This window comes from Bailinhaonella thermotolerans (genome assembly GCF_003594875.1).
Taxonomy (GTDB): Bacteria; Actinomycetota; Actinomycetes; order Streptosporangiales; family Streptosporangiaceae; genus Bailinhaonella; species Bailinhaonella thermotolerans.
In genome coordinates, this window is sequence record NZ_QZEY01000009.1 from 174,592 (window position 1) to 197,429 (window position 22,838).

Below are 22,838 nucleotides of genomic sequence, written 5' to 3' on the forward strand. Positions count from 1 at the left end.
CGCCTGTGGGTCAGATCGACCCGGACAGTCCCGTCCCGAAGTACTTCCAGTTGCGCGAGCTGCTGCTCGACCTCATCGAGGCCGGGGACCTGCCGCTCGACGCCGCGATCCCCTCGGAACGGGACCTCAGCCAGAGGTACGGCCTGTCACGGATGACCGTGCGGCAGGCCATCGACCACCTGGTGTCCGAGGGACGGCTCCACCGGGTGCCCGGCAAGGGCACCTTCGTGGCCCGGCCCAAGATCGAGATGCCGCTGCGGCTGTCGTCCTTCACCGAGGACATGCGGCAGCGCGGCATGAAGCCCGGGGCGATCGACCTCGACCGGCGCGTCATGCGGGCCAGCGCGCACCTGGCCCGCGAACTGGGCATCCAGCCCGGCGACGACGTGCACTTCGTCGAACGGCTGCGCACCGCCGACGGCGAACCGATGGCCATCGAACGCTCGCACATCCCCGTGGCGCTCGCGCCCGGGCTGCTGGACGTCGACCTGACCGACCGATCTCTCTACGAACTCCTCGAACAACGCCACGGCATCGTCATGGACTCGGGGGAACTGACGATCGAGGCCGGCATCGCCGACCCCGTGGACGCCGAACAGCTCAACCTCAAGCGCGGGAGCGCGGCCCTCCTCTTCCAGCGCCGGGGCTTCGCCCTCGGCACCTGCGTCGAGTACGCCGTCTCGACCTTCCGCGCGGACCGGTACCAGCTACGCACAGCACTGGAGATCCCCCGAGGGAGCGGCCAACGACCGTGACCCTTCGGGGGGCGCCCCCACCCCCCATGGAGGTCCACGTATGAGTGCCACAGCGGCCGAGGGCGGTCTGCCCGCGGCGCCGTCTTCTGGTTCCAAAGCCCTGAACGTGCTGCAGCGGCTCGGCCGCTCGCTGATGCTCCCGATCGCGGTCCTGCCGGCCGCCGCCCTCCTGCTCCGCTTCGGCCAGCCCGACATGCTCGGCAGCAACGGCCCCGATCCGGGCGGCCTGGCCGACGTGGCCGGCTTCGGCTGGACCGCCAACGTCGCCAAGGTCTTCGCGGCCGCGGGCGACGCGCTGTTCACCAACCTGCCGCTGCTGTTCGCGATCGGCGTGGCCATCGGCTTCGCCCGCAGGTCCGACGGCTCGACCGCGCTCGCGGCCCTCGTCGGCTACCTGGTCTTCGACTGGGTGAGCAAGACCATGTTCCAGGGCTCGTCGCTCAAGGACACCGTGATCCTCAAGGTGCAGGACTCCGCCGCGCCCGGAGGGGCCAGAGAGGTCCTCAACCTCGGCATGCAGAACCCCAGCCGGGTGCTGGGGGGCATCCTCATCGGACTGATCGCCGCCGGGCTGTGGGCGCGGTACCACCGGATCAAGCTGCCCGCCTGGCTGGCTTTCTTCGGCGGCCGGCGGTTCGTGCCGATCGTCACCGCGTTCGCCGCGCTGCTGCTGGGCGTGCTGTTCGGGTTCATCTGGCCCGTCCTCGGCGGCTGGCTGAACAGCGCGGGCGAGGGCCTGGCCAGCGCCGGGGCCGTCGGCACCGGCGTCTACGGCGTGATCAACCGGCTGCTCATCCCGCTCGGCCTGCACCACTTCGTCAACTCGATCGTCTGGTTCACCGTGCCCGAGTGCCGGGTCGGCGACAAGACGGCCTCCGGCGACCTGAACTGCTACTTCCTGGGCGACCCGGACTCCGGCCAGTTCATGGCCGGGTTCTTCCCGATCATGATGTTCGCGCTGCCGGCGGCCGCGGTCGCGATGTGGCGGGCGGCTCCCCCCGGCCGCCGCAAGGTCATCGGCGGCATCATGTTCTCGGCGGCGCTGGCGTCCTTCGTCACCGGCGTCACCGAGCCGCTGGAGTTCGCGTTCATCTTCGTCGCCCCCGTGCTCTTCGTCGTCCACGCGATCCTGACCGGCGTCGCGATGGCCGTGACCACGCTGATCGGGGGCCAGCTCGGCTTCGGCTTCTCCGCCGGCCTGATCGACATGCTGCTCAACGCCAACAAGAGCAACACCCAGAACCTGGTCGGCATCCTGCTCATCGGCGTGATCTACGCCGTCGTGTACTACTTCGTGTTCAGCTTCCTCATCCGCAGGCTGAACATCATGACCCCGGGCCGCGAGCCCGAGCCCGACGTGGACGCCGGCGAGGCCACTCCCGCCACCGCGGGCGCGCGCGGGACCTCCGGCACCACCCCGCCCGCCGAGTCCTCCGGCCGGGCCTGACCCGAGCACCATCCGCCGAGAGCGGCGCGGGAACTCCCTCCCCCGCGCCGCTCTCCCCTGTCCGCTCCCGCACGGCCCCGGGCCCGCCCCTCGGCCCTCGCCCTGCGTTCCCCCGGGCGGGTCGCCGTACGGCCGGGGGCCGGCCAGGGCCGTACCGGGGCGGATCGGGGATTGACGGCGATCACGGAGGGTAAGGCGGCGAGCACGGCTTGCCGTACGATAAGGAACGTCCCCCCGCGGAACAGGCGTGATAGACGTGAGGGGATGCCGCGATGAGTAGTACCGCGGGAGCCGGGGCCGCGGGGCCGCCGCTGCCCAGGTCGGCCGTCATGGCCGTGCTCCAGCGCATCGGCCGGAGCCTGATGTTGCCGATCGCGGTGCTGCCCGCGGGCGGCCTGCTGCTGCGCTTCGGCCAGGACGACCTGCTCGGGCGCACCGACGCGGTGTGGCTCGACCGCATCGCCGAGGTGCTCGCGGCGGCGGGCGGCGCGATCTTCGACAACCTGCCGCTGCTGTTCGCCGTCGGCGTCGCGATCGGCTTCGCGCGCAAGGCCGACGGGTCCACCGCACTCGCCGCCGTGGTCGGCTACCTGGTGTTCCACGCCGTGAGCATGCGCATGTTCCAGCACTCCTCCTCGCTGCACGACTCGGTGGTGCAGAAGGTGGTGGACCCGGCCGCGCCCGGCGGGTACAAGGAAGTGCTCAACCTGGGCATGCAGAACCCCACCCGGGTGCTCGGCGGCATCCTGATCGGCCTGGTCGCGGCCCTGCTGTGGCAGAAGTACTACCGGATCAAGCTTCCGTCGTGGCTGGCGTTCTTCGGCGGGCGCCGGTTCGTGCCGATCGTCACCGCCGTGACGGCGCTGCTGCTCGGCGTGCTGTTCGGCTTCGTCTGGCCGATCCTGGGCGGCTGGCTCGACTCCTTCGGCGACTGGCTGACCGACCACGGCACCGCCGGGACGGGCATCTACGGCGTGGTCAACCGCCTGCTGCTGCCCCTCGGCCTGCACCACATCGTCAACTCGATCGTCTGGTTCACGCTGCCGGACTGCCGCGTCGGCGACAAGACCGCGGCCGGCGACCTGAACTGCTACTTCCTGGGCGAGCAGGGGGCGGGCACGTTCATGGCCGGGTTCTTCCCCATCCTGATGTTCGCCCTGCCCGCCGCCGCGCTCGCGATGTGGCGGGCCGCGCCGCCGGAGCGCCGCCCGGCCGTCGGCGGCATCATGATCTCCGCCGCGCTGACCGCGTTCCTCACCGGGATCACCGAGCCGATCGAGTTCGCGTTCATCTTCGTCGCGCCGGTGCTGCTCGTCGTCCACGCGATCCTCACGGGCGCGGCCATGGCGATCGCGTCCGCGCTGGACTTCAAGCTGGGCTTCAACTTCTCCGCCGGGCTCGTGGACTACGTCCTCAACTTCAGCAAGGACAACACGCACAACCCCTGGCTGGGCGTCATCCTCGGGCTGATCTTCGCGGCGATCTACTACGTGCTGTTCCTCGGCCTGATCAAGAAGATGAACATCATGACGCCCGGCCGCGAGCCGGTCACCGAGGACCTCGCGGTCGGCGAGGGCGCGCCGCCCAGCAGCCCGGCCGCCGCCGAGAAGGGCAGCCGGCGCCGCCGTCCCCCCGGCGACTCCTGAGCCCCGCGCATCTGGCGCCGCCGTACGGCGGGGCGCCCCGCCGTACGGCGATCGGGGCGTTGTGAACGACGTCTCCGGGGTTGAACTGCCGCCCGCGGGGTGCCCGTGAACGACCGTCTCCCGGATCCTGTGAACGGCGCGGCGGAGGTGACAGGAGAGGCGGGCGGGGTTAGCGGGCGCCCGTAACCCGGGGCGGCGGCCCGGCCGGAAGGGCCGCCGCCGGGGCCGCTGAGCGGCGATTTCGGGGGATATTCGCGGCGAACGCGGGCGAACCCGCTGTGGACGACGGCGGCGGATGTATTCGGCGGTCACCCGGCGGCCTCTATTAGGCGAAGACCATCCCCAGACGCTGGAGCGTGCGCCGATGCCCCGACCGACCCGCCCGCTGGACCTCCCCCGGCAGTTGCCACGACCGGTCTCGGAACCGCCCTACGACGACGAGTCCGCCCGCCGCCCCCTGCCCGCCTTCGACGGCGCGCTCGCCCTCGACCTCGGCGCCCGCGAGGCCGAGCCGTGCGCGGCCGAGCCCGCCGCCGACGACTGGTCCCATCCGCACAAGCGGGACCTGCGCCGCCTGGCCCAGGCGGTCGCCGAGGTCCTCACCGGCCGGCGCACCGCCGACTCCGTCTCGGCCCGGCTCACCGACCAGGCCCGCGCCGAACTCGCCCGGGCCGGGGCCATGATCCCGGCCACCCGGCCCCCGCTGGTGGGCCAGCCCCGGATCTGCCTGCCCCGCCCCGGCGTCCTGGAGCTGTGCGTCCTCCTGTGGACCGGGCCGCGCAGGGCCAAGGCCCTGGCCCTGCGCCTGGAACGCCACGGCACCCAGTGGCTCTGCACCGACTTCGAGGCGTCGCCCTGACCCGCGCCGCCCCGTTGTCCCCCGCCGCGCACGCCGTACGGCACGCCGCCGGCCCGGCCGTACGGCACGCTCAGGCCGTACGGCGCGCTCAGGCCGTACGGCACGCTCAGGCCGTACGGCGCGCTCACGCCGTACGGCACGCGCGGGCGGTGCCGGCGCCGGGCGGGGGCGGGGAAAGCGGAACGCCCGGTCGGCGGGGCCGGCCGGGCGTTCCGGGAAGACGCGCGCTCAGTCCGTGTGGCGGGGGTCGCCGTGGCAGCGCTTGAACTTCTTGCCCGAGCCGCAGGGGCAGGGCGCGTTGCGGGAGACCTCGCCGTAGGAGCCGCGGACGCCGGACGCCGCCGCCGCGGCGGGACGCTCGGTGTGCTGCTCCACGCCGCCGCCCTCGGCCGGGGCGGTGTACTGGAGCTGGGCGGGCCGCTTGGGCTGGCCCAGACCCTGCGCGATGATGGAGCGGGCCTCGGCGACCGCCTCCTCCTCGGCGCTGGTCTCCTCGACGATGGGGTTCTCGACGACCTCGACCTGGAGGTTGAAGAGGAAGCCGACGCTCTCCTCCTTGATGCCCTCCAGCATCGCGTTGAACATCTCGAAGCCCTCGCGCTGGTACTCGATCAGCGGGTCACGCTGGGCCATCGCGCGCAGGCCGATGCCCTCCTGGAGGTAGTCCATCTCGTAGAGGTGCTCGCGCCACTTGCGGTCGAGCACCGAGAGGATCACGCGGCGCTCGACGTCGCGCATGACCTCCGCGCCGAGCTCCTCCTCGCGGCGGGCGTACGCCTCCTGGGCGTCGGCCTTGATCCGCTCGGCGATGAACTCGGCGGACAGGCCCGCCTTGTCGCCGCCGGCCTCCTCGATCACCTCGTCGATCGTGATCGAGATCGGGTAGAGCTGCGCGAACGCCTTCCACAGCTTGTCGAGGTCCCACTCCTCGGCGAAGCCCTCGGCGGTGGCGCCGGTGACGTAGCCCTCGACGACCTCGTCGATGAAGCCGCGGATCTGCTCGCTGAGGTCGGCGCCCTCCAGGACCCGGCGGCGCTCGGCGTAGATCACCTTGCGCTGGCGGTTCATGACCTGGTCGTACTTCAGGACGTTCTTGCGCGTCTCGAAGTTCTGCTGCTCGACCTGGTGCTGCGCCGACTGGATCGCCTTGGAGACGATGCCCGACTCGATCGGCACGTCGTCGGGGATGTTCAGCCGCGACATGATGACCTCGACGCGGGCCGCGTTGAACAGCCGCATCAGGTCGTCGCCGAGCGAGAGGTAGAAGCGGGACTCGCCCGGGTCGCCCTGCCGGCCGGAGCGGCCGCGGAGCTGGTTGTCGATGCGCCGCGACTCGTGCCGCTCGGTGCCCAGGACGTAGAGCCCGCCGAGCGCGACGACCTCCTCGTGCTCGGCCTTGACGGCCTCCTTGGCCTTCTCCAGCGCCTCGGGCCAGGCCGCCTCGTACTCGGCCGGGGTCTCCAGCGGGGACAGGCCGCGCTGGTGGAGCTCCAGGTCGGCGCGGAACTCGGGGCTGCCGCCGAGCATGATGTCGGTGCCTCGACCGGCCATGTTGGTGGCGACGGTGACGGCGTGCTTGCGGCCCGCCTCGGCGACGATCGCGGCCTCGCGCTCGTGGTGCTTGGCGTTCAGGACCTCGTGCTGCACGCCGACGCGCTTGAGCATCCGCGAGAGCCGCTCGGACTTCTCGACGCTGGTGGTGCCGACGAGCACGGGCTGGCCCTGCTCGTAGCGCTCCTTGATGTCCGCGACCACGGCCTCGAACTTGGCGTCCTCGGTCTTGTAGACCAGGTCCGGCTGGTCCTTGCGGATCATCGGCTTGTTGGTCGGGATCGGGACGACGCCGAGCTTGTAGGTCTGGTGGAACTCGTTCGCCTCGGTCATGGCCGTGCCGGTCATGCCGGCCAGCTTGGAGTAGAGGCGGAAGTAGTTCTGGAGGGTGATCGTGGCGAGAGTCTGGTTCTCGTCCTTGATCTCCACGCCCTCCTTGGCCTCGATGGCCTGGTGCATGCCCTCGTTGTAGCGCCGGCCGTGGAGCACGCGGCCGGTGAACTCGTCGACGATCAGCACCTCGCCGTCGACGACGATGTAGTCCTTGTCCTTCTTGTAGAGCTCCTTCGCCTTCAGGGCGTTGTTCAGGAAGCTCACCAGGGGGGTGTTCTCGGGCGCGTAGAGGTTGTCGATGCCGAGCCAGTCCTCGACCTTCTCGACGCCGGACTCCAGGATGCCGACGGTGCGCTTCTTCTCGTCGACCTCGTAGTCGCCGGTGGCCTCCAGGCCGTCCTTGGCCGCCTCGCCGCGCTTGAGCCGCGGCACGATCTTGGCGAACTCGACGTACCACTTCGCGCTCTGCTCGGCGGGGCCGGAGATGATCAGCGGCGTCCGGGCCTCGTCGATGAGGATGGAGTCCACCTCGTCGACGATCGCGTAGTTGTGGCCGCGCTGGACGCAGTCGTCCAGCGACCAGGCCATGTTGTCGCGCAGGTAGTCGAAGCCGAACTCGTTGTTCGTGCCGTAGGTGATGTCGGCGTGGTAGGCCTTGCGGCGCTCCTCCGGCGGCATGTTAGCCAGGATCACCCCGACCTCCAGGCCGAGGAACTGGTGCACGCGGCCCATGTTCTCGGCGTCGCGCTTGGCGAGGTAGTCGTTCACCGTGACGACGTGGACGCCCTTGCCGGAGATCGCGTTGAGGTAGGCCGGCAGCGTACAGGTCAGGGTCTTGCCCTCACCGGTGCGCATCTCGGCGATGTTGCCCATGTGCAGCGCTGCGCCGCCCATGATCTGCACGTCGAAGTGACGCTGGCCGAGGGTGCGGCGCGCGGCCTCGCGGACCGTCGCGAACGCCTCGGGGAGCAGATCGTCGAGGGACTCGCCGTCGGCGTGCCGCTGCTTGTACTCAGCGGTCAGGGCCCGCAGCTCCGCGTCGGACAGCGCGCGGAAGTCTTCCTCGATGGAGTTGACCTGCTCTGCGATCCGCTTGAGCTTGCGCAGGATCTTGCCTTCGCCGGCGCGAAGGATCTTGTCGAGTAGAACTGGCACTTGTCGTAGAGCTCCTCGCAGATCTTGCCAGCGGGCGCGGCCGCCGGCGCTAGGGCGCAATCCTCCCCGGAGCCATCGTAGGCGAGGTCGCACACTAGGGCAGCACGACGCCGCACCGGTCTTGAATCTGAACGATGCGCGCCCCCGGTCGGTTCCCCGCATCGTAGTGGCCCGGCGCGCTCATGGCTTGATCCCGGAGAGTCGGGGTAGCAAAAACGAGAACACAGGGCCTATGGGAAAACCACGGGGAAATCCGCGGGGAAACGCTGGAGGCGATGATGGCGGGCAAGGGGCACGGAGGACGTCCGATTTCCTGGATCTCGGTCGGCATCATCATGATCGGTTTCGCGGTCGGAGGCGTGGCGCTCTGTCTCGGGCCGAACTGGCTGGTCTTCTGGATCGGCGTGGGGATCTGCGCAGTGGGCGGGATCATCGCCCTGGCGACCGACATCTTCTCGGACGTGATCGTTGACGAGCCGCGGGTGCTGCCGGAGGAGTCGCACTCCTCGCCGCGCGGCAGTGAGGACCAGTCGCGGCGCGGCGAGCCGTCCGACGACCAGCGGTCGCTGCCGACGATCGGCGAGGGGCAGCCGAACCTGTGACACCTGCGTAGGCTTTTGGCCGGTGACGGGGACTAGCATCGGTGAACGTGAACCCCGTCACCGAACTCTCCGCCGACGACGCCCGCCGGCTCATCCTCCGCGCTCAGGGATTCCTGGGCGCGGACTCCCGGCGCGGCGGTGTGCCCGCGCTGCTCCCCCGGCTGCGGGCCGTGCAACTCGACACGATCTCGGTTCTCGCCCGGTCCCACGAGCTCGTGGCCTACGCCCGGCTCGGCGCGGTCCCGCGAGCCGCCGTCGAACACGCGTACTGGGACGAACCGGCCAGGGCGTTCGAGTACTGGGCGCACGCCGCCTGCATCCTGCCGGTCGAGGACTGGCCTTACTACTCCTTCCGCCGGCGGGCGTTCAAGGCGAGCAAGCGCCGCTGGCACCGCGTCCCGGAGACCGTGGACGCCGTGCTGGACAAGGTCCGCGCCGACGGGCCGCTGACCACCGGCGACCTGGGCGGGGCCAAGGCCGGCGGCGAGTGGTGGGACTGGTCGGACAGCAAGATCGCGATCGAGTGGCTGCTCGACATCGGCGAGGTCGTCTGCACCCGCCGGGTGGGCTGGCGCCGCGTCTACGACCTGGCCGAGCGCGCGCTGCCGGCGGACGTCCGCGAGGCCGAGCCCTCCGACGAGGAGTGCGTGAGGTATCTGACGCGCCGCGCCGGGCAGGCCCTCGGGGTCGCCACGCGCGCCGACCTCGTCGACTTCGTACGGCTGCGCAAGGAGCACGCCGTGATGCTCGACGCCGCCCTGGCCGACGGGTCCGCCGGCCTCATGCCCGTCCGGGTCGAGGGCTGGGGATCCCGCGCCGGCCACGGGCCGAACGCCTGGGCCGACCCGGAGGCGCTGGCCACCGAGCCGCGCGGTCGGGTGCGCACGACGCTGCTGTCGCCGTTCGACAGCCTGATCTGGGAGCGGAAGCGCACCGAGCGGCTGTTCGGCCTGTCGCACCGGCTGGAGGCGTACGTCCCGGCGCCCAAGCGGGTGCACGGCTACTTCGCGATGCCGGTCCTCGCCGGGGGGCGGCTCGTCGCGCGTGTGGACCCCGCGCGTGAGGGGCGCACCCTGGTCGCCAAGCGCGTCACCTTCGAGTCGGCGGCGCGGGCCGCGGTCGAGTCCACCGCCCGGGCGCTCTGGGAGGCCGCGTCCTGGGTCTCCTGCGACGACGTCCGCGTCGAGGTCACCAACCCGCCGGACCTGGCCGACTCCCTGCGCGCCGCCCTGGCCGCCACGACCCCCTGACCCGCGCCGTCCGGGCCGCCGCGGCCCCTGGGCAGCGGCGCTCAGGCCGTACGGCTCCCGCGCCCGCCTCGGCCGGGAGCCGTGCGCACGGTCAGGTGATCTCCAGGAGACGCTCTCTCACGGCGTAGACGACCGCCTCCATCCGGGAGTGGAGCTGGAGCTTCTCCAGGATGTTGCGGACGTGGTTCTTGACGGTGTTCTCGGAGATGAACAGCTCCTTGGCGATGTCGCGGTTGTTCATGCCGCGGGCGACCAGGCGGAGCACCTCCATCTCGCGCTCGGTGAGGCGGGGCGCCGGCACCTGGTGCGGGCGCTCCTCCTCCTTCTTGGCCATGGTCGCGAACTCGTTGATGAGCTTGGCGGCCATGGACGGGTTGATCAGGGACTGCCCGCCGTGCACCGCGCGCACCGCGTCGGGGACCTCGTCGATCGAGACGTCCTTGAGCAGGTAGCCGGTGGCCCCCGCCTTGATCGCCTCGAAGAGGTCCTCCTCCTCGTCGCTGATGGTCAGCATGACGATGCGGGCGCTGGGCACGGCGGACTTGATCCCCCGGCAGGCCTCGATGCCGCCGCGGCGCGGCATGCGGATGTCCATGAGCACGACGTCGGGGAGCAGGTCCCCCGCGCGCTCCACCGCCTCCTGCCCGTCGCCGGCCTCGCCGACGACCTCGATGTCGTCCTCCGCGCTGAGGACCATCTCCAGGCCCCGCCGGAACAGGGCGTGGTCGTCCACGATCTGCACACGGATGGGGTCGGTGCGCCGCTCGACGCGATTCACCTCGGGCTTCACCTCTGAACTGCCGCTCACGGGACCTCCTCCGTCGGCCGCGCCAGCGCGACGCCACGGTGTTCACCGGCATGCGGGAGGCACCGGGATGCCGGACGGCTCGCGCTCACGCAAGTCCTCCTCGGGGGCCGGGCCTTGGAACCGCAATCATTTCACGGTTCGGGGGCGAAAAGTGATCATGAACGGGCGGCGCACCGGTTTGTCACTGTTCGATCAGACGGATGACGCCGTAGTCGTAACCGACCCGGCGGTATACCACGCTGGGGTACCCGCTCTCCTTGTCCCTGAACAGGTAGAAGTCGTGGCCGACGAGCTCCATCTCCAGGAGCGCCTGGTCGATGGTCATCGGATCGGCCCGGTGGGACTTCTCGCGCACGACGAGCGGGCCGTCGCCGTCCATCTGGATCGGCACGATCGGCTCGCCGTCGTCGGCGGCCCGCGGGGCGGGTTCGTAGCGGGCGGTGTCGTCGCCCGCGTCGGCGGGCCGGGGCACGGGATCGCCGTCCGGCGAGTCGATCAGCGTCGCGGTCAGCGCGGAGACCGACATGGGCGCGTGGCTGCCGTGATGGACCTTTCTCCGGTCGCTCATGCGGCGCAGCCGGGAGTCCAGCTTGCCGAGCGCGAGGTCCAGCGCGCCGAATCTGTCGTCGGCCGCGGCCTCGGCCCGGATCACCGGGCCCCGGGAGTGGATGGTCAGCTCCACGCGTTCGCGCTTGTCGGCCATCCGCGGGTTGCGTTCCTGGGAGACCTCGACGTCAACCCGGATGACCTTGTGAGCGAGGCGCTCGATCTTGGCCAGCTTGGTGGCGACGTGATCCCGGAATCGGTCACTCACTCCCGTGTGCCGACCCCTGACGATGATGTCCACGCACGACCCCCTCCTTAGAGCGACTGTCGGTATGGGGCACCCACCTGGCCGACCTGGTCTTCGTCCCCACATTCGCCTGCTGAGGGTCTCGCAGCGCTAGTGCCACTACTCCCCTTCTCCCCTGACGGAGGACATCTGGACCTCCGGGGGGGCAGGTCTTACCCCTAAGCCGCACCGTGATCGGTCGACGAAAAGTCGCCTTACGTGGGCCGTTTCGCCTGCGGCTGGCATCGGCTAGCCGAGCCGGGTGCCCCGGCTCGGCGCAACCACGGACCCAGGTGGGTGCCATGTCCCGAACGCTAGCTCCATCCGGGCCGAATGTCAGCCGGGGTGGAACAACAGCGATCACTCTCTGTGAATCCGGGAGCGGGTCCGGGGCCGGCGGCAGGGGTCGCGCGAACCCGTGGCCGCCCGCCCCCGCAGGGTCTTCCACGATTGCTGACCAGCACTACCAGTGGTCTCGGTCAGCAACATGTGGCCACTCGGACACCATCCGATTTTTCCCATATCTTTACTCTCTGTAGAAATCAGGAAAAGTCGTAATGACGGCGCGTCGCGGCCAACACGGCGGAGAATCGGACGTTCCATCCGTCCGCGCGGAGCGCTCGCGCCGCCTCCGCCAGCGTGGCCCCGGTCGTCACGATGTCGTCCACGAGCACGGCCTCGCGGCCTCCGCCGCTCGCGCCCTGCCCTCCGCCGCCGTCCCCGGCGCCCCACCGGCCGCGGAGCCTCCCGGGAAGCCCCCTGGACGGCTCCCAGAGGCCTCCGGGGCCGCGCGCACGCGCACGTCGCACCCGGAAGGCCCCGGAGAGGTTCGCGGCCCGCTCAGCGGCGGTCAGCCCCGCCTGGTCCGCCACCCGCCGCCCCTGTGCGAGCAGCCGGACCGGCCGAGCCGGCACGCCCCGCCGCCGCAGCTCCCGCGCCGCCAGGATCGCCAGCCGCCCCACGGGGTCGTGCCCCCGCCGCCACCGCGCCCCCCGGCCGCTCGGCACCGGCACCACCGCGACCGACCCCCGCGGCCCGGCCCGGGCCGACGCGAACGCCGGGCCCGGCCGTACGGCGGAGCCCGGCCGTACGGCGGAGCCGGGCGCGGCGGCCAGGGCGGCGGCGATGACGTCCGCCAGGCACGCGGCCAGGGGCGCGGCGAGGCCCGTGCGGGAACGCTCCTTGTAGGCGAGCAGGAGGCGGCGGAGCGGGCCCGCGTAGGGGCCGGCTGACCAGGGCGGGGGCAGGCCCGGCGGCACGGGGTCGGGCGGGCGGACGCGGGGCGGCCGGGTCAGCGACGCCGCGCAGCCGGGGCACAGCGGCACGGCCGAGCGGCCGGGGCGAGCACGCGGCCGCAGCCGGCGCACGCGGCGGGCAGGACCAGGTCCAGCAGGACGGAGAGCGCACGGGACACGCGACGAGGATCGCCCCCGGCCCCGGCCTCAGGACGAGGCGAACGCGATTCTGTGGAAAACCCCCGGCCGGGGCGGATAACTCTCAGCCGAGGGGGAACATGGGGTAGTCCCCGACTCCGAGATCGGTGGACCAGGTCTGGGTCTGCCCGTCGTAGAGGAGGATCTTGCCGTTGTCGGTGTTCGCCAGGATCGAGTCCTTGGAGGCCGCCGCGATGCCGTCGATCGACGACACCGGGGTGATGCGCACGAAGTCGGGCCCGGCGATCGGCACCCGCAGCAGTTCGGCGCCGCTCCGCTCGCCCTTCAGGACGAGCAGGTGCCCGCCGTCCTGCCAGGCCACGTCGGTCACCTTGGCCTCGTCGGGGATCCCGAGCGGCCGGAGCCGGCCGAGCTGCACCGTGTCGCCGTCGCGGGTGATCACCCCGATCTTGACGTGCGTCTCGCCGCCCTCCTCGTAGATGACGGCGGCGCGGCAGCCGTCCCGGGAGACGCGCAGCTCCTTGACGTGGGTGTTCTCCAGTTCCGGCGCGAGCACGGGGAGGGGCCCCTGGGCGGTCCCCCGCATGACGCGCGAACGCCCGCCGCCCAGCCGGTCCACGGCCCAGACCTTCCCGTCGCGGTCCCAGCTCGGCGCGGTGAAGTCCGTCCCGGTGAGCCACGTGCGCGCCTGCACCTGGCCCTTGAGGTCGCCGACGACGACGCGGCTCTTGCCGTCCAGCCAGGCCAGCGCCTGCTCGTCGCTGCGCAGGGCGGGCTGGACCAGCTTGCGCCTGGGCGCGCCGGGGGCGATGGGCACGGCCTGCCCCTTGCCGTCGGTGATCCCGTGCAGCCGCCCGTCCTTGGCCACGTAGTAGCCGTGCGCGGTCGCCTTGATGCCGGCCGGGTCGAAGTCCCCGAACTGGTCGCGCTGGACGATCGAGGAGTTGTTGACGGCCACGACGACGCCGCCGATGAGGATCGAGACCTGCTTGATCTCCGGGAGGTTGGTCTGGATCGTCCAGGCGAGCTGCGCCGCCAGCGCCCGCAGCCGCTCGGCGTTCGTCTCGGCCTCGGCCGCCTCGGCGGTGAGGTTCACCCTGATCTTGTTGGCGTCGTCGACCAGGAGCTCGCTCAGCCGGGTGCCGTCCGGGATGCCGGACACGGCCGCGCCCCTCAGCCAGTCCGTGGGGCCCTTGAGCAGCCGCCTGACGACGGCGGCGGCGCGGTCCTCCCCCGGCCGGATCGGCAGGTGGACCGGGTCGGTGACCAGGACGTCCTGGGCGCGGTCGAAGAAGAACAGGTCCACCTGCTGGTAGGCGCGCGCGAAGTCCTCGGCGGTCAGCAGCAGGCCCTGGTGCGGCACGCGGTTGATCCGCCACTCGCCGCCCACGCGGACCAGGCCGAACGTCTGGGAGGAGATCCGCTCCCTCTTGCCCCCGACCTTCCCGCCGGCGCTGCCGCCGGGGGCGTCGGCGGCCTGGTAGCGGCCGTCCGGGCCGAGGGTGCCCAAGGTGGTGCCCTGGAGCGTGACATCGCGCTGGTCCGAGCTGGGCCGCCGCCCCTTGGCCGGATCCTCGGCCCCGGTGAGCTGCTTCTCCTCGAACACGGTCGCGCCCGCCCGCGGATCCCAGGACGAGGCCAGCGGCTCGGCGAGGTACTGCCGGGCGAGCTTGTGGTCGTCGTCGAAGTTGGCCATGGCCACGCGGAAGCCGTCCACGATCTGCTTGGGCGTGGCCCCGGGCCGGGGCGGCTCGGCGATCACGCGCACGTGGGGCTGGCTCAGCTTGCCGGCGCTGATCTGGTGCTGCTCGGGGGTGATGGGGCCGCGCGTGGGCACGATCGAGCACGCCGAGACGGTGAACACGACGACGGCCGCGCCGAGGACGCGCCTGCCGTCCACCGCGAGCGCCCGCTTACTGTCCATCGGACGCCCCCGTCCCGACCTCGGCGGTCTCCGGGGCGACGGGCGCGATGGCCCGCCACGCGCGGCGCATCTCCACCTCCGGCGGCACCAGCGGCAGCGGCGATCCGCGCAGCTCGGCCCCCTTCTGCCGGGGCAGCGACAGCCGGAACTGCGAGCCCTCGCCGGGCATGCCCCAGGCCTGGAGCCAGCCGCCGTGCAGCATGGCGTCCTCGCGGGAGATCGCCAGGCCCAGGCCGGTGCCGCCGATCGTGCGCGTGCGCGCCGGGTCGGCCCGCCAGAAGCGGTCGAAGACGAGGTTCTCCTCGCCGGGCTTGAGCCCCACGCCGTGATCGCGTACGGCCACCGCCACGGCGTCCCTGTCGGCTCCGACGGTCACGACGATGTCCCGGCCCTCCCCGTGCTCGATGGCGTTGAACAGCAGGTTGCGCAGGATGCGTTCGACCCGGCGGCCGTCCACCTCGGCCATGCACGGCTCGCTCGGCAGGCGCAGCACGAGCTTGGTGGAGTGCCGCTCGGCCAGCGCCTCGGAGTGCCCGACGGCGCGCAGCACCAGGTCGCGCACGTCCACCGGGTCGGTGTCGAGCGTCGCCGCGCCCGCGTCGTACCGGCTGATCTCCAGCAGGTCCGCGAGCAGGGACTCGAAGCGTTCGAGCTGGTTCTGGAGCAGCTCTGCCGAGCGCGCCAGCGCCGGGTCGAACGACTCGCGCTCGTCGTAGATCAGGTCGGCGGCCATCCGCACGGTGGTCAGCGGCGTGCGCAGCTCGTGCGAGACGTCCGACACGAACTGCCGCTGCACCTGCGACAGCTCCTCGAGCTGCGTGATCTTCAGCGCGAGGTTGCCGGCCATCTGGTTGAACGAGGCGGCCAGCCGCGCGAGGTCGTCCTCGCCGCGCACGCGCAGCCGTTCCTCCAGCCGGCCCGAGGCGAGCCGTTCGGCGGCCTGGCGCGCCAGCCGTACGGGCGTGACGACCTGGCGGGTGACCAGGGAGGCGATCGCGGCGAGCAGCAGCACCAGCGCGGCGCCGACCGCGATCAGCACGCGGCTGACGAAGGAGAGGGCCTCCTCCTCCTCGACCAGCGGGAACAGGTGGTAGATCTGGTGGCCGCCCTCGATCTTGCCGCCGACGACCCAGCCGGGGACGGGCTTGCCGGGCTGGTGGATGTACCGGAGCTGGGCCGCCTGGGAGTAGGGCCGGGGCTCGTCGTTCGGGGCGGACCGCACCTGGCGCATGAGCCCCGGGGGGATGCTCGACGCGAGGATGCTGTTCGAGGCCATCGCCGGCGAGCCGTCCGCCGGGATGATGATGATCTCGTAGCGCGCCGGGACGCCCGCGCGCTGCGCCAGGGTGCAGACCGCGCGCTCGACCGGCAGGGTGCACTTGCGCGGCTTGACCTCGACCCCGGTCCCCGGCTGCGGCGCGGACTCCGGCTGGGCCTGCGGGTCCAGCAGGCGCTGGGCCTCCTGGCGGTCGGCCGCCGCGTCGGCGACGGCGGCCTTCTTCCGCGCGTCCAGGGTGCCCAGCGTGATCTGCTGCATCAGGAAGAAGCCCAGCACCGCCACCACGGCGGCGGAGATCAGCAGTGTGCTGGCCACGACCCGGAGCTGGAGCGAGCGGCGCCAGCGCCGGCGTACGGCTCCCACCACGCGGCGGGCGCCGCGGCGCAGCGCGCGCGGGATCTTGCGCGCGCGCCTGCGCCACGGGACCGTCTTCTCGGGGGGAGTCATCTGCGGTGCCCGGGGGGACTAGGCGGGGCCGGCCTTGTACCCCACGCCCCGGACCGTCACGACGATCTCCGGGTGCTCGGGGTCCTTCTCGATCTTGGCGCGGAGCCGCTGGACGTGCACGTTGACCAGGCGGGTGTCGGCCGCGTGGCGGTAACCCCAGACCTGCTCGAGCAGCACCTCGCGGGTGAAGACCTGGCGCGGCTTGCGGGCGAGCGCGACCAGCAGGTCGAACTCCAGCGGGGTGAGGTTGATCGTCTCGTCGCCGCGCTTGACCGAGTGGCCCGCGACGTCGATGGTGATGTCGCCGATCTGGAGGATCTCCGGGGTCGGCTCGTCGGTGCGGCGCAGCCGGGCGCGGACCCGGGCCACGAGTTCCTTGGGCTTGAACGGCTTGACGATGTAGTCGTCCGCGCCGGACTCCAGCCCGAGGACGACGTCGATCGTGTCGCTCTTGGCGGTGAGCATGACGATCGGGACGCCGGACTCGGCGCGGATGCGGCGGCAGACGTCGATGCCGTCGGCGCCGGGCAGCATCAGGTCGAGGAGCACGAGGTCCGGGCGCGTGTCCCGGAACGCGTCGAGCGCCTTGTCACCATCGGCTACAAACGACGGCTCGAACCCCTCGCCCCGCAGGACGATGCCGAGCATCTCGGCGAGAGCGGCGTCGTCGTCGACGACGAGCACGCGTCCTTTCATGGCCCCTCGTTCTCACAATCAGGATGGTGCGTCTGCGGCAGTCGTCGAAGGCTACCCGTGCTCACGGGCTGGGTGATACCACGCTCGCTGACGAATGCCGTCACCAGCTCGGGTGGAGTTACGTCAAAAGCCGGATTGTATGCGTCCGCGCCCTCGGGCGCGACGGCCGTGCCCCCGGGGTGGGTCACCTCGCGGGCGGGACGCCGTTCGATCACGATCCCGGCGCCGGTGGGGGTGCCGGGATCGACGGTCGTGGTGGGCGCCACCACGATGAACGGTACCCCGTGATGCCGCGCGAGGACCGCGAGCGGGTAGGTCCCCACCTTGTTGGCCACGCTCCCGTCCGCCGCCACCCGGTCCGCGCCCACGAGCACGGCGTCCACCAGACCGGCCGCGAACAGCGACCCCGCCGCGCTGTCCGGCAGGACGGAGTACGGCAGGCCGGCGCGCTCCGCCTCCCAGGCGGTCAGCCGGGCCCCCTGGAACAGCGGGCGGGTCTCGTCGATCCACAGGTGGCGCAGCCGCCCGGCGCGGTGGGCGGCGAGGACGACCGCGAGGGCCGTGCCGTCGCCCCCGGCCGCCAGCGCGCCGGTGTTGCAGTGGGTGAGCAGGCGCAGCGGGCCGCCGGGGAGCGCCGCCAGGCCGTGCGCGGCCATGCGCGCGCTCGCCTCGGCCTCTTCCCGCGCGAGGGCGCGCGCCGCCTCCAGGGCTCCGGCCGGGCCGGTCCGCTCCCAGGCCGCGAGCGCCCGCCGTACGCCGAGGGCCAGGTTGACGGCGGTCGGGCGCGCGTCGGCCAGGCGCTTGGCGGCTGCGGGGACGTCGTCCTCGGTGCGGGCGGCGAGCGCGACGCCGTACGCGCCGGCGATGCCGAGGAGCGGGGCGCCGCGGACGGCGAGGCGCCGGATCGCGCCGATCAGCTCGTCGGCGGTCCGGCAGGTGATCTCGGTCTCCTCGGCGGGCAGCCGCGTCTGGTCGAGCAGCGCCACGGCCGGGGGATCGAGCCAGCGGATGACGTCCACGGGTCCAGTGTGCTCCACATCGGGTGTTTTCGGGCAGTGCCCCGTGCCAGGATGGACGCCGAGACAGGGAGCCGAGATGCCAGACGAAAACACGCCGGGTCATCCCGGCTGGTCCCCCGATCAGCCGCCGCCGTACGGCGCGGGTCCCGGCTGGTCCCCGCCCGGAGGCGGCCGCCCCGGCCCGTTCACCCCTCCCGCGCCCCAGCCCGGGTGGTCACCGCCCGGCGCCGCCCCCGGTTCCGGCGCGCCGGGGCAGGGCGGTCACGGCCAGGGCGGCCCCGGCCCAGGGGGTTACGGTCCCGGAGGTCACGGCCCCGGGGGTTACGGCCCTGGGGGTTACGGCCCCGGGGGTCACGGTCCCGCGGCCTTCGGGCCGTACGGCTCGCGCCCGCCGCACCTGGCGCCGCGGCCGGGGATCGTCCCGCTGCGGCCGCTCACGATCGGCGACATCCTCGACGGCACGATCAAGCTGATCCGGGGGAACCCCCGCGCGACCCTCGGGCTGTCCGCCGCGGTGAGCGGGGTCACGCAGGTCGTGCTGCTCCTGCTGCAACTGCTGATCGCCGACCGGCTGGTCCCCGATCTCGACGTCCTGTCGCAGGCGGGCGTCAGCGTGATGTCCTCGCTGTCGCTGTCGGCGCAACTGGCCAACCTCGGCATGGGGCTCCTGGAGAGCTCGGTGGCCGTCGTGCTCACCGGCATCCTCACCGCCGTCGTCGGGCGGGCCGTGCTCGGGCGGGCGGTCAGCGCCGGCGAGGCGTGGCGGCTGGCCAAGCCGCGGCTGCCCACCCTGTTCGGGCTGGCCGGGATCAACCTGGCCATCGTGCTGATCTGGGCGGTCGTGGGCTTCGGGCCCGCGGTCGCGGTCTCCTTCACGACCTCCGAGGTCGGGGTCGTCGTGGGAGTGTTCCTGCTGGGCCTCCTGGTCAGCGCGCCGGTCGCCGTCTTCTTCTGGGTCAAGGTGTCGCTCGCCGCGCCCGCCGCCGTCTTCGAGCAGTGCGGCGTGGGGCGCGCCCTGCGGCGTTCGGCCGCGCTCGTCAAGGGCGACTGGTGGCGGGTGTTCGGCATCCAGCTCCTCGCCGTGGTCATCACGATCCTGGCGGGCATGCTGCTGATGATCCCGTTCGCGCTGATCGGGGGCATCGTGACGGCGGCCACGCTGAACGGGGACGGCGGCGGCGTGGGCGTCATCGCCTCCACGGTGATCCTCACGCTCGGCGCCATCGTGGTCAGCACCGTGATCAGCCCGTTCTCGGCCGGGGTCGTCGCGCTGCTGTACGCCGACCGCCGGATGCGCGCGGAGGCCTTCGACCTCGTCCTCCAGACCGGCGTCTCGCAGGACCTCCGCCCCGCCTTCCCCGGCGCGCCCGACCCCGTGGACGACCTCTGGCGGCCGACCCCGGCCCACTAGCGCCCGCCTCCTCCCGGCGGCCCTTCCTTCGGCACGGCTCGCGCCCGGGCCTCCCCGCGCCCGGGGCGCGGCCGTCCCCGGCATCGGGCTTCTCATCCGATGCCGTCCGTGCGCGCCGTGATGGCGCTTCCCGTCCCGGGGGCCGCTCGTTCGCGGCCCCGGACGTACACCGACATGGGAGGATGTTCCGGAAATCTAAGGAGATGGAATGCGGGACGAGACGGGGTGGGCCGCGCCCGGGGGTGCTCGCGGCCGGCCCCCGCGTGGGCCGGGCGCTCCCGCGCCGTCTCCCGCCGCTCCGGGCGCCGCGGCCGGGGTCCGTGCGCGGCCGTACGATGAAGGGGCGAGATGATCCCCCACGACCCCATCGACATCGGCGCCGAGCAGGCGCGCGAGGCCGCGCGCCGTGAGCTGTCCGGGCCCGCCTACGAGCACGAGAGCTGGAGCGACCTCGTGCTCAGGTGGATCGACGACTTCCTCTCGAACGTCTTCACCGAGGGCGAGGGCGGCGTGCCGGGCGGGCTGATCGCCGGGATCGTGCTGGTGCTGGTCCTGGTCGCCGTGGTCGCGCTGATCCTGTGGCGGGCCGGGCGCGTGAGCCGGTCGGCGGCCTCCCCGCCCGACTCCCTGTACGGCGAGACCGCGATGTCGGCCGCGCAGCACCGGGCGGAGTCCGAGCGGCTGGCCGCGGCGGGACAGTGGGCCGACGCCGTGCGCGAGCGGTTCCGCGCGATGGCCCGCGACCTGGAGGAACGCGCCCTGGTGAGCCCGCTGCCCGGCCGTACCGCCGACGAGCTGGCCGATGAGGCGGCGCGGGCGCTGCCCGGATTCCGGGACGAGCTGGCGGCGGGGGCGCGGCTGTTCGACGAGATCGTGTACGGCGGCCGCCCGGGCGCTCCCCCGGCGTACGAACGGCTCCGTGACCTGGACGAACGGGTGCGCACGGCACGGCCGGCGCTGATGGGGGGCGGCTCGTGACAGGCGGCGCGACGACCGGGCTCGCGCCCGGGAGCGCGGCGGAGACGACCTCGGCCCCCGTGTCGCCCCCCTTCCGGAAGGCCGTCCGGGGCTGGCGCGGGCCGCTGCTGGCCGTGCTGGGGCTGCTGGTGCTCTCGGTGGTGTTCACCCTGCTGCGCCCGGCGCCGGGGACGGAACGGCCGCTGGACCCCGACGAGGGCGGGCTGTCCGGCGGGCGGGCGCTCGCGCAGCTCCTGCGGCAGAACGGCGTGACCGTGCACCGGGTGACCAGCGTGGAGGAGGCGCGGGCGCGCGCCGGGGAGGGGGCGACGCTCTTCGTCCCCGACACGCTCTACCTGGCCGACGAGGACGCGACGGCGCTCGCGGACCTGCCCGGGGACCGCGTGGTGGCCTGGTCGGGGTTGCTGGACCTGGAGACGCTCGCGCCCGGGGTGAAGGCCCTGGAGGCGGCGACCGCGCGCAGCCGGGACGCGGACTGCGACCTGCCCGCGGCGCGGCGGGCCGGCAGCGCGCACATCGGGGGCGCGGCGTTCTCCGGGCCGCCGGGCGCGGTGCGGTGCTTCCCGGCGGGCGACGGGCACAGCCTGATCGCGTACCGCTCCGGGGACCGCACGGTCACCGTGCTGGGCGGCACCTCGTTCATGACGAACCTGCGGCTCGCGGAGGACGGCAACGCGGCGCTGGCCATGAACCTGCTGGGCGCCAGGTCCACCGTGGTCTGGATCACGGACCCCGTGGACGAGGACGGCGCGGGCGACCCGGACGGCGGGACGTTCTCCGGGGAGGAGCGGCCCGGCCTGATGGACCTCGTCCCCGCGGGGGTGAAGCTGGCGGCGGTCCAGCTCGTGATCGCCGTCCTGCTCGTGGCGGTCTGGCGGGGGCGCAGGCTCGGGCCGGTCGTCGCCGAGCGGCTGCCGGTCGTGGTGCGCGCTTCGGAGACGGTGGAGGGCCGCGGGCGGCTGTACCGGTCGCGCCGGGCCCGCGACCGGGCGGCGCTGGCGCTGCGGACGGCCGCGATCGACCGCATGATGCCCTGGCTCGGGCTGCCGCACGACGCCGGGCCCGTGGAGATTGTGACCGCGATATCCACAAGGGCGCGGTCGTCCACAGGGGCGGCCGCCGAGGCTTCGGAGATCGGCGCGGCGCTGTACGGTCCTCCTCCGGAGGACGACGCGGGGCTGGTCGCCCTGGCGGATCATCTCGACAGGTTGGAAAGGCAGGTGCGTCAGCCGTGACCGTGACTCAGCCGGAGGGCGCCGACGGCGCGCGGGCCGCGCTTCTGGCGTTGCGGGCCGAGGTCGCCAAGGCGGTCGTCGGCCAGGACGCGATCGTGACGGGGCTGGTCATCGCCCTGTTGTGCCGGGGGCACGTGCTGCTCGAAGGCGTGCCGGGCGTCGCCAAGACGCTGATGGTGCGCGCGCTGGCGGCGGCGTTGTCGCTGGACTTCAAGCGGGTGCAGTTCACGCCGGACCTGATGCCGGGCGACGTGACGGGCTCGCTGGTCTACGACGCGCGCACGGCGGAGTTCGCGTTCCACGAGGGGCCGGTCTTCACGAACCTGCTGCTCGCCGACGAGATCAACCGCACGCCGCCGAAGACCCAGGCCGCGCTGCTGGAGGCCATGGAGGAGCGCCAGGTCTCGGTCGAGGGCGCGCCGCGCGCGCTGCCCGACCCGTTCGTGGTGTGCGCGACGCAGAACCCGATCGAGTACGAGGGCACCTACACGCTCCCCGAGGCCCAGCTCGACCGGTTCATGCTCAAGCTGACCGTGCCGCTGCCGCCGCGCGACCACGAGATCGAGGTGCTGACGCGGCACGCCGCCGGGTTCAACCCGCGCGACCTGTCGGCGGTCCGCGCCGTGGCGACCCGGGCCGACCTGGAGTCGGCGCGCAAGGCCGCCGCGCAGGTCCACGTCGCGCCGCAGGTCGTGGCCTACATCGTGGACATCGCCCGCGCGACCCGCCAGTCGCCCTCGCTGCGCCTGGGCGTGTCCCCGCGTGGCGCGACGGCGCTGCTGGCCGCCTCCCGCGCCTGGGCCTGGCTCTCCGGCCGCGACTACGTCACGCCCGACGACGTGAAGGCGCTGGCCAGGCCCGCCCTGCGGCACCGCGTCCAGCTCCGCCCCGAGGCCGAGCTCGAAGGCGCCACCGCCGACGGCCTCCTCGACGCCCTCCTCACCTCCGTCCCCGTCCCCCGATGAGCTCCGCCGCCGCCCCCTCCCGCACGGCTCGCGCCGCGTCCCGCCGCACCTCCGGCGCCCCGTCCGGCCGTGCGGCCCGCGCCGCGTCCCGCCGTACGGCTCGCGCCGCGTGCGGCCTTGGTCTCCGGGCCGGAGCCGCCGCCCCGCCGCCCGCGCCCTCGGCCCGGTCCGGCTCGGGCGCACTCCCTCCCCGCGGAGTGGCCGCCGCGCGCCCGCCGCACCCCGGAGAGCGCGGCTGCCGCACCGGGAGCC

18 protein-coding genes are annotated in these 22,838 nt (G+C 73.0%); 10 read left to right on the forward strand and 8 right to left on the reverse strand.

Features of this window, described 5'->3' with window-relative positions; genetic code table 11:
• Window positions 1-5 precede the first annotated feature (5 nt).
• The 4 genes from D5H75_RS23065 (at window position 6) to D5H75_RS23080 (ending at window position 4,707) form a co-directional block, all read left to right on the forward strand.
• A complete protein-coding gene (locus D5H75_RS23065) occupies window positions 6-755 on the forward strand; it encodes a GntR family transcriptional regulator (protein WP_119928597.1) in 750 nt (249 codons plus the stop codon).
• Between the two features lie 40 nt (window positions 756-795).
• Window positions 796-2,202, forward strand: a complete 1,407-nt coding sequence (locus tag D5H75_RS23070; RefSeq protein WP_119928598.1) for a PTS transporter subunit EIIC — start codon at window positions 796-798, stop codon at window positions 2,200-2,202.
• A gap of 272 nt (window positions 2,203-2,474) precedes the next feature.
• Complete coding sequence (locus D5H75_RS23075; RefSeq protein ID WP_119928599.1) at window positions 2,475-3,848, forward strand: PTS transporter subunit EIIC; 1,374 nt, start codon at window positions 2,475-2,477, stop codon at window positions 3,846-3,848.
• 364 nt (window positions 3,849-4,212) lie between these two features.
• Window positions 4,213-4,707, forward strand: a complete 495-nt coding sequence (locus tag D5H75_RS23080) for an Rv3235 family protein (RefSeq protein WP_119928600.1) — start codon at window positions 4,213-4,215, stop codon at window positions 4,705-4,707.
• A gap of 228 nt (window positions 4,708-4,935) precedes the next feature.
• On the opposite strand, the gene secA is transcribed toward D5H75_RS23080, so the two are convergent.
• Window positions 4,936-7,746: a preprotein translocase subunit SecA gene (gene secA / locus D5H75_RS23085; RefSeq protein ID WP_119928601.1), complete on the reverse strand. Its 2,811-nt coding sequence runs from the start codon at window positions 7,744-7,746 to the stop codon at window positions 4,936-4,938.
• Window positions 7,747-8,021: 275 nt separating this feature from the next.
• On the opposite strand from secA, the gene D5H75_RS43390 reads away from it, so the two are divergent.
• The gene (locus D5H75_RS43390; protein WP_202638411.1) at window positions 8,022-8,348 is read left to right on the forward strand and encodes an HGxxPAAW family protein; all 327 of its coding nucleotides are present in this window, start codon (window positions 8,022-8,024) and stop codon (window positions 8,346-8,348) included.
• Between the two features lie 47 nt (window positions 8,349-8,395).
• Complete coding sequence (locus D5H75_RS23095) at window positions 8,396-9,598, forward strand: winged helix-turn-helix domain-containing protein (protein ID WP_202638412.1); 1,203 nt, start codon at window positions 8,396-8,398, stop codon at window positions 9,596-9,598.
• A 91-nt stretch (window positions 9,599-9,689) separates the two neighbouring features.
• On the opposite strand, the gene D5H75_RS23100 is transcribed toward D5H75_RS23095, so the two are convergent.
• The 7 genes from D5H75_RS23100 to mtnA form a co-directional block, all read right to left on the reverse strand.
• Window positions 9,690-10,406 carry a response regulator gene (locus D5H75_RS23100; protein ID WP_119928603.1) on the reverse strand — a complete coding sequence of 239 codons (717 nt, stop codon included), beginning with the start codon at window positions 10,404-10,406 and terminating at the stop codon, window positions 9,690-9,692.
• Window positions 10,407-10,587: 181 nt separating this feature from the next.
• Window positions 10,588-11,253 carry a ribosome hibernation-promoting factor, HPF/YfiA family gene (gene hpf / locus D5H75_RS23105; protein ID WP_119928604.1) on the reverse strand — a complete coding sequence of 222 codons (666 nt, stop codon included), beginning with the start codon at window positions 11,251-11,253 and terminating at the stop codon, window positions 10,588-10,590.
• 527 nt (window positions 11,254-11,780) lie between these two features.
• Window positions 11,781-12,605, reverse strand: coding sequence for a ComF family protein (locus D5H75_RS23110; protein WP_202638413.1), 825 nt, complete (start codon window positions 12,603-12,605; stop codon window positions 11,781-11,783).
• 130 nt (window positions 12,606-12,735) lie between these two features.
• Entirely contained in the window at window positions 12,736-14,556 is a 1,821-nt protein-coding gene (locus D5H75_RS23115; RefSeq protein WP_119928605.1) for an LpqB family beta-propeller domain-containing protein, read from the reverse strand.
• On the reverse strand, window positions 14,546-16,282 hold the full coding sequence (gene mtrB / locus D5H75_RS23120) for an MtrAB system histidine kinase MtrB (protein ID WP_119928606.1): 1,737 nt from the start codon (window positions 16,280-16,282) through the stop codon (window positions 14,546-14,548). The genes D5H75_RS23115 and mtrB overlap by 11 nt, the downstream gene beginning before the upstream one ends.
• Before the next feature lie 18 nt (window positions 16,283-16,300).
• Window positions 16,301-16,978 (reverse strand): MtrAB system response regulator MtrA, encoded by a 678-nt coding sequence (gene mtrA / locus D5H75_RS23125; RefSeq protein WP_119928607.1) that lies wholly within the window; start codon window positions 16,976-16,978, stop codon window positions 16,301-16,303.
• The gene (gene mtnA / locus D5H75_RS23130; RefSeq protein WP_202638414.1) at window positions 16,975-17,997 is read right to left on the reverse strand and encodes an S-methyl-5-thioribose-1-phosphate isomerase; all 1,023 of its coding nucleotides are present in this window, start codon (window positions 17,995-17,997) and stop codon (window positions 16,975-16,977) included. The genes mtrA and mtnA overlap by 4 nt, the downstream gene beginning before the upstream one ends.
• A gap of 76 nt (window positions 17,998-18,073) precedes the next feature.
• On the opposite strand from mtnA, the gene D5H75_RS23135 reads away from it, so the two are divergent.
• The 4 genes from D5H75_RS23135 (at window position 18,074) to D5H75_RS23150 (ending at window position 22,586) form a co-directional block, all read left to right on the forward strand.
• Entirely contained in the window at window positions 18,074-19,408 is a 1,335-nt protein-coding gene (locus D5H75_RS23135) for a hypothetical protein (protein WP_147425256.1), read from the forward strand.
• Between the two features lie 348 nt (window positions 19,409-19,756).
• Window positions 19,757-20,386 (forward strand): DUF4129 domain-containing protein, encoded by a 630-nt coding sequence (locus tag D5H75_RS23140; RefSeq protein ID WP_119928610.1) that lies wholly within the window; start codon window positions 19,757-19,759, stop codon window positions 20,384-20,386.
• Complete coding sequence (locus tag D5H75_RS23145) at window positions 20,383-21,621, forward strand: DUF4350 domain-containing protein (protein ID WP_119928611.1); 1,239 nt, start codon at window positions 20,383-20,385, stop codon at window positions 21,619-21,621. Before D5H75_RS23140 ends, D5H75_RS23145 begins: the two co-directional genes overlap by 4 nt.
• The gene (locus D5H75_RS23150) at window positions 21,618-22,586 is read left to right on the forward strand and encodes an AAA family ATPase (protein ID WP_119928612.1); all 969 of its coding nucleotides are present in this window, start codon (window positions 21,618-21,620) and stop codon (window positions 22,584-22,586) included. Before D5H75_RS23145 ends, D5H75_RS23150 begins: the two co-directional genes overlap by 4 nt.
• Window positions 22,587-22,838: the final 252 nt, after the last annotated feature.

What these genes read in the sequence shown, in the direction of transcription:
- D5H75_RS23070 (WP_119928598.1), top strand. Translation starts at nt 796, where the DNA reads ATGAGTGCCACAGCGGCCGAGGGCGGTCTGCCCGCGGCGCCGTCTTCT.
- D5H75_RS23075 (WP_119928599.1), top strand. Translation starts at nt 2,475, where the DNA reads ATGAGTAGTACCGCGGGAGCCGGGGCCGCGGGGCCGCCGCTGCCCAGG.
- D5H75_RS23080 (WP_119928600.1), top strand. Translation starts at nt 4,213, where the DNA reads ATGCCCCGACCGACCCGCCCGCTGGACCTCCCCCGGCAGTTGCCACGA.
- D5H75_RS43390 (WP_202638411.1), top strand. Translation starts at nt 8,022, where the DNA reads ATGATGGCGGGCAAGGGGCACGGAGGACGTCCGATTTCCTGGATCTCG.
- D5H75_RS23115 (WP_119928605.1), bottom strand. Translation starts at nt 14,556, where the DNA reads ATGGACAGTAAGCGGGCGCTCGCGGTGGACGGCAGGCGCGTCCTCGGC.
- mtrB (WP_119928606.1), bottom strand. Translation starts at nt 16,282, where the DNA reads ATGACTCCCCCCGAGAAGACGGTCCCGTGGCGCAGGCGCGCGCGCAAG.
- mtrA (WP_119928607.1), bottom strand. Translation starts at nt 16,978, where the DNA reads ATGAAAGGACGCGTGCTCGTCGTCGACGACGACGCCGCTCTCGCCGAG.
- D5H75_RS23135 (WP_147425256.1), top strand. Translation starts at nt 18,074, where the DNA reads ATGCCAGACGAAAACACGCCGGGTCATCCCGGCTGGTCCCCCGATCAG.
- D5H75_RS23140 (WP_119928610.1), top strand. Translation starts at nt 19,757, where the DNA reads ATGATCCCCCACGACCCCATCGACATCGGCGCCGAGCAGGCGCGCGAG.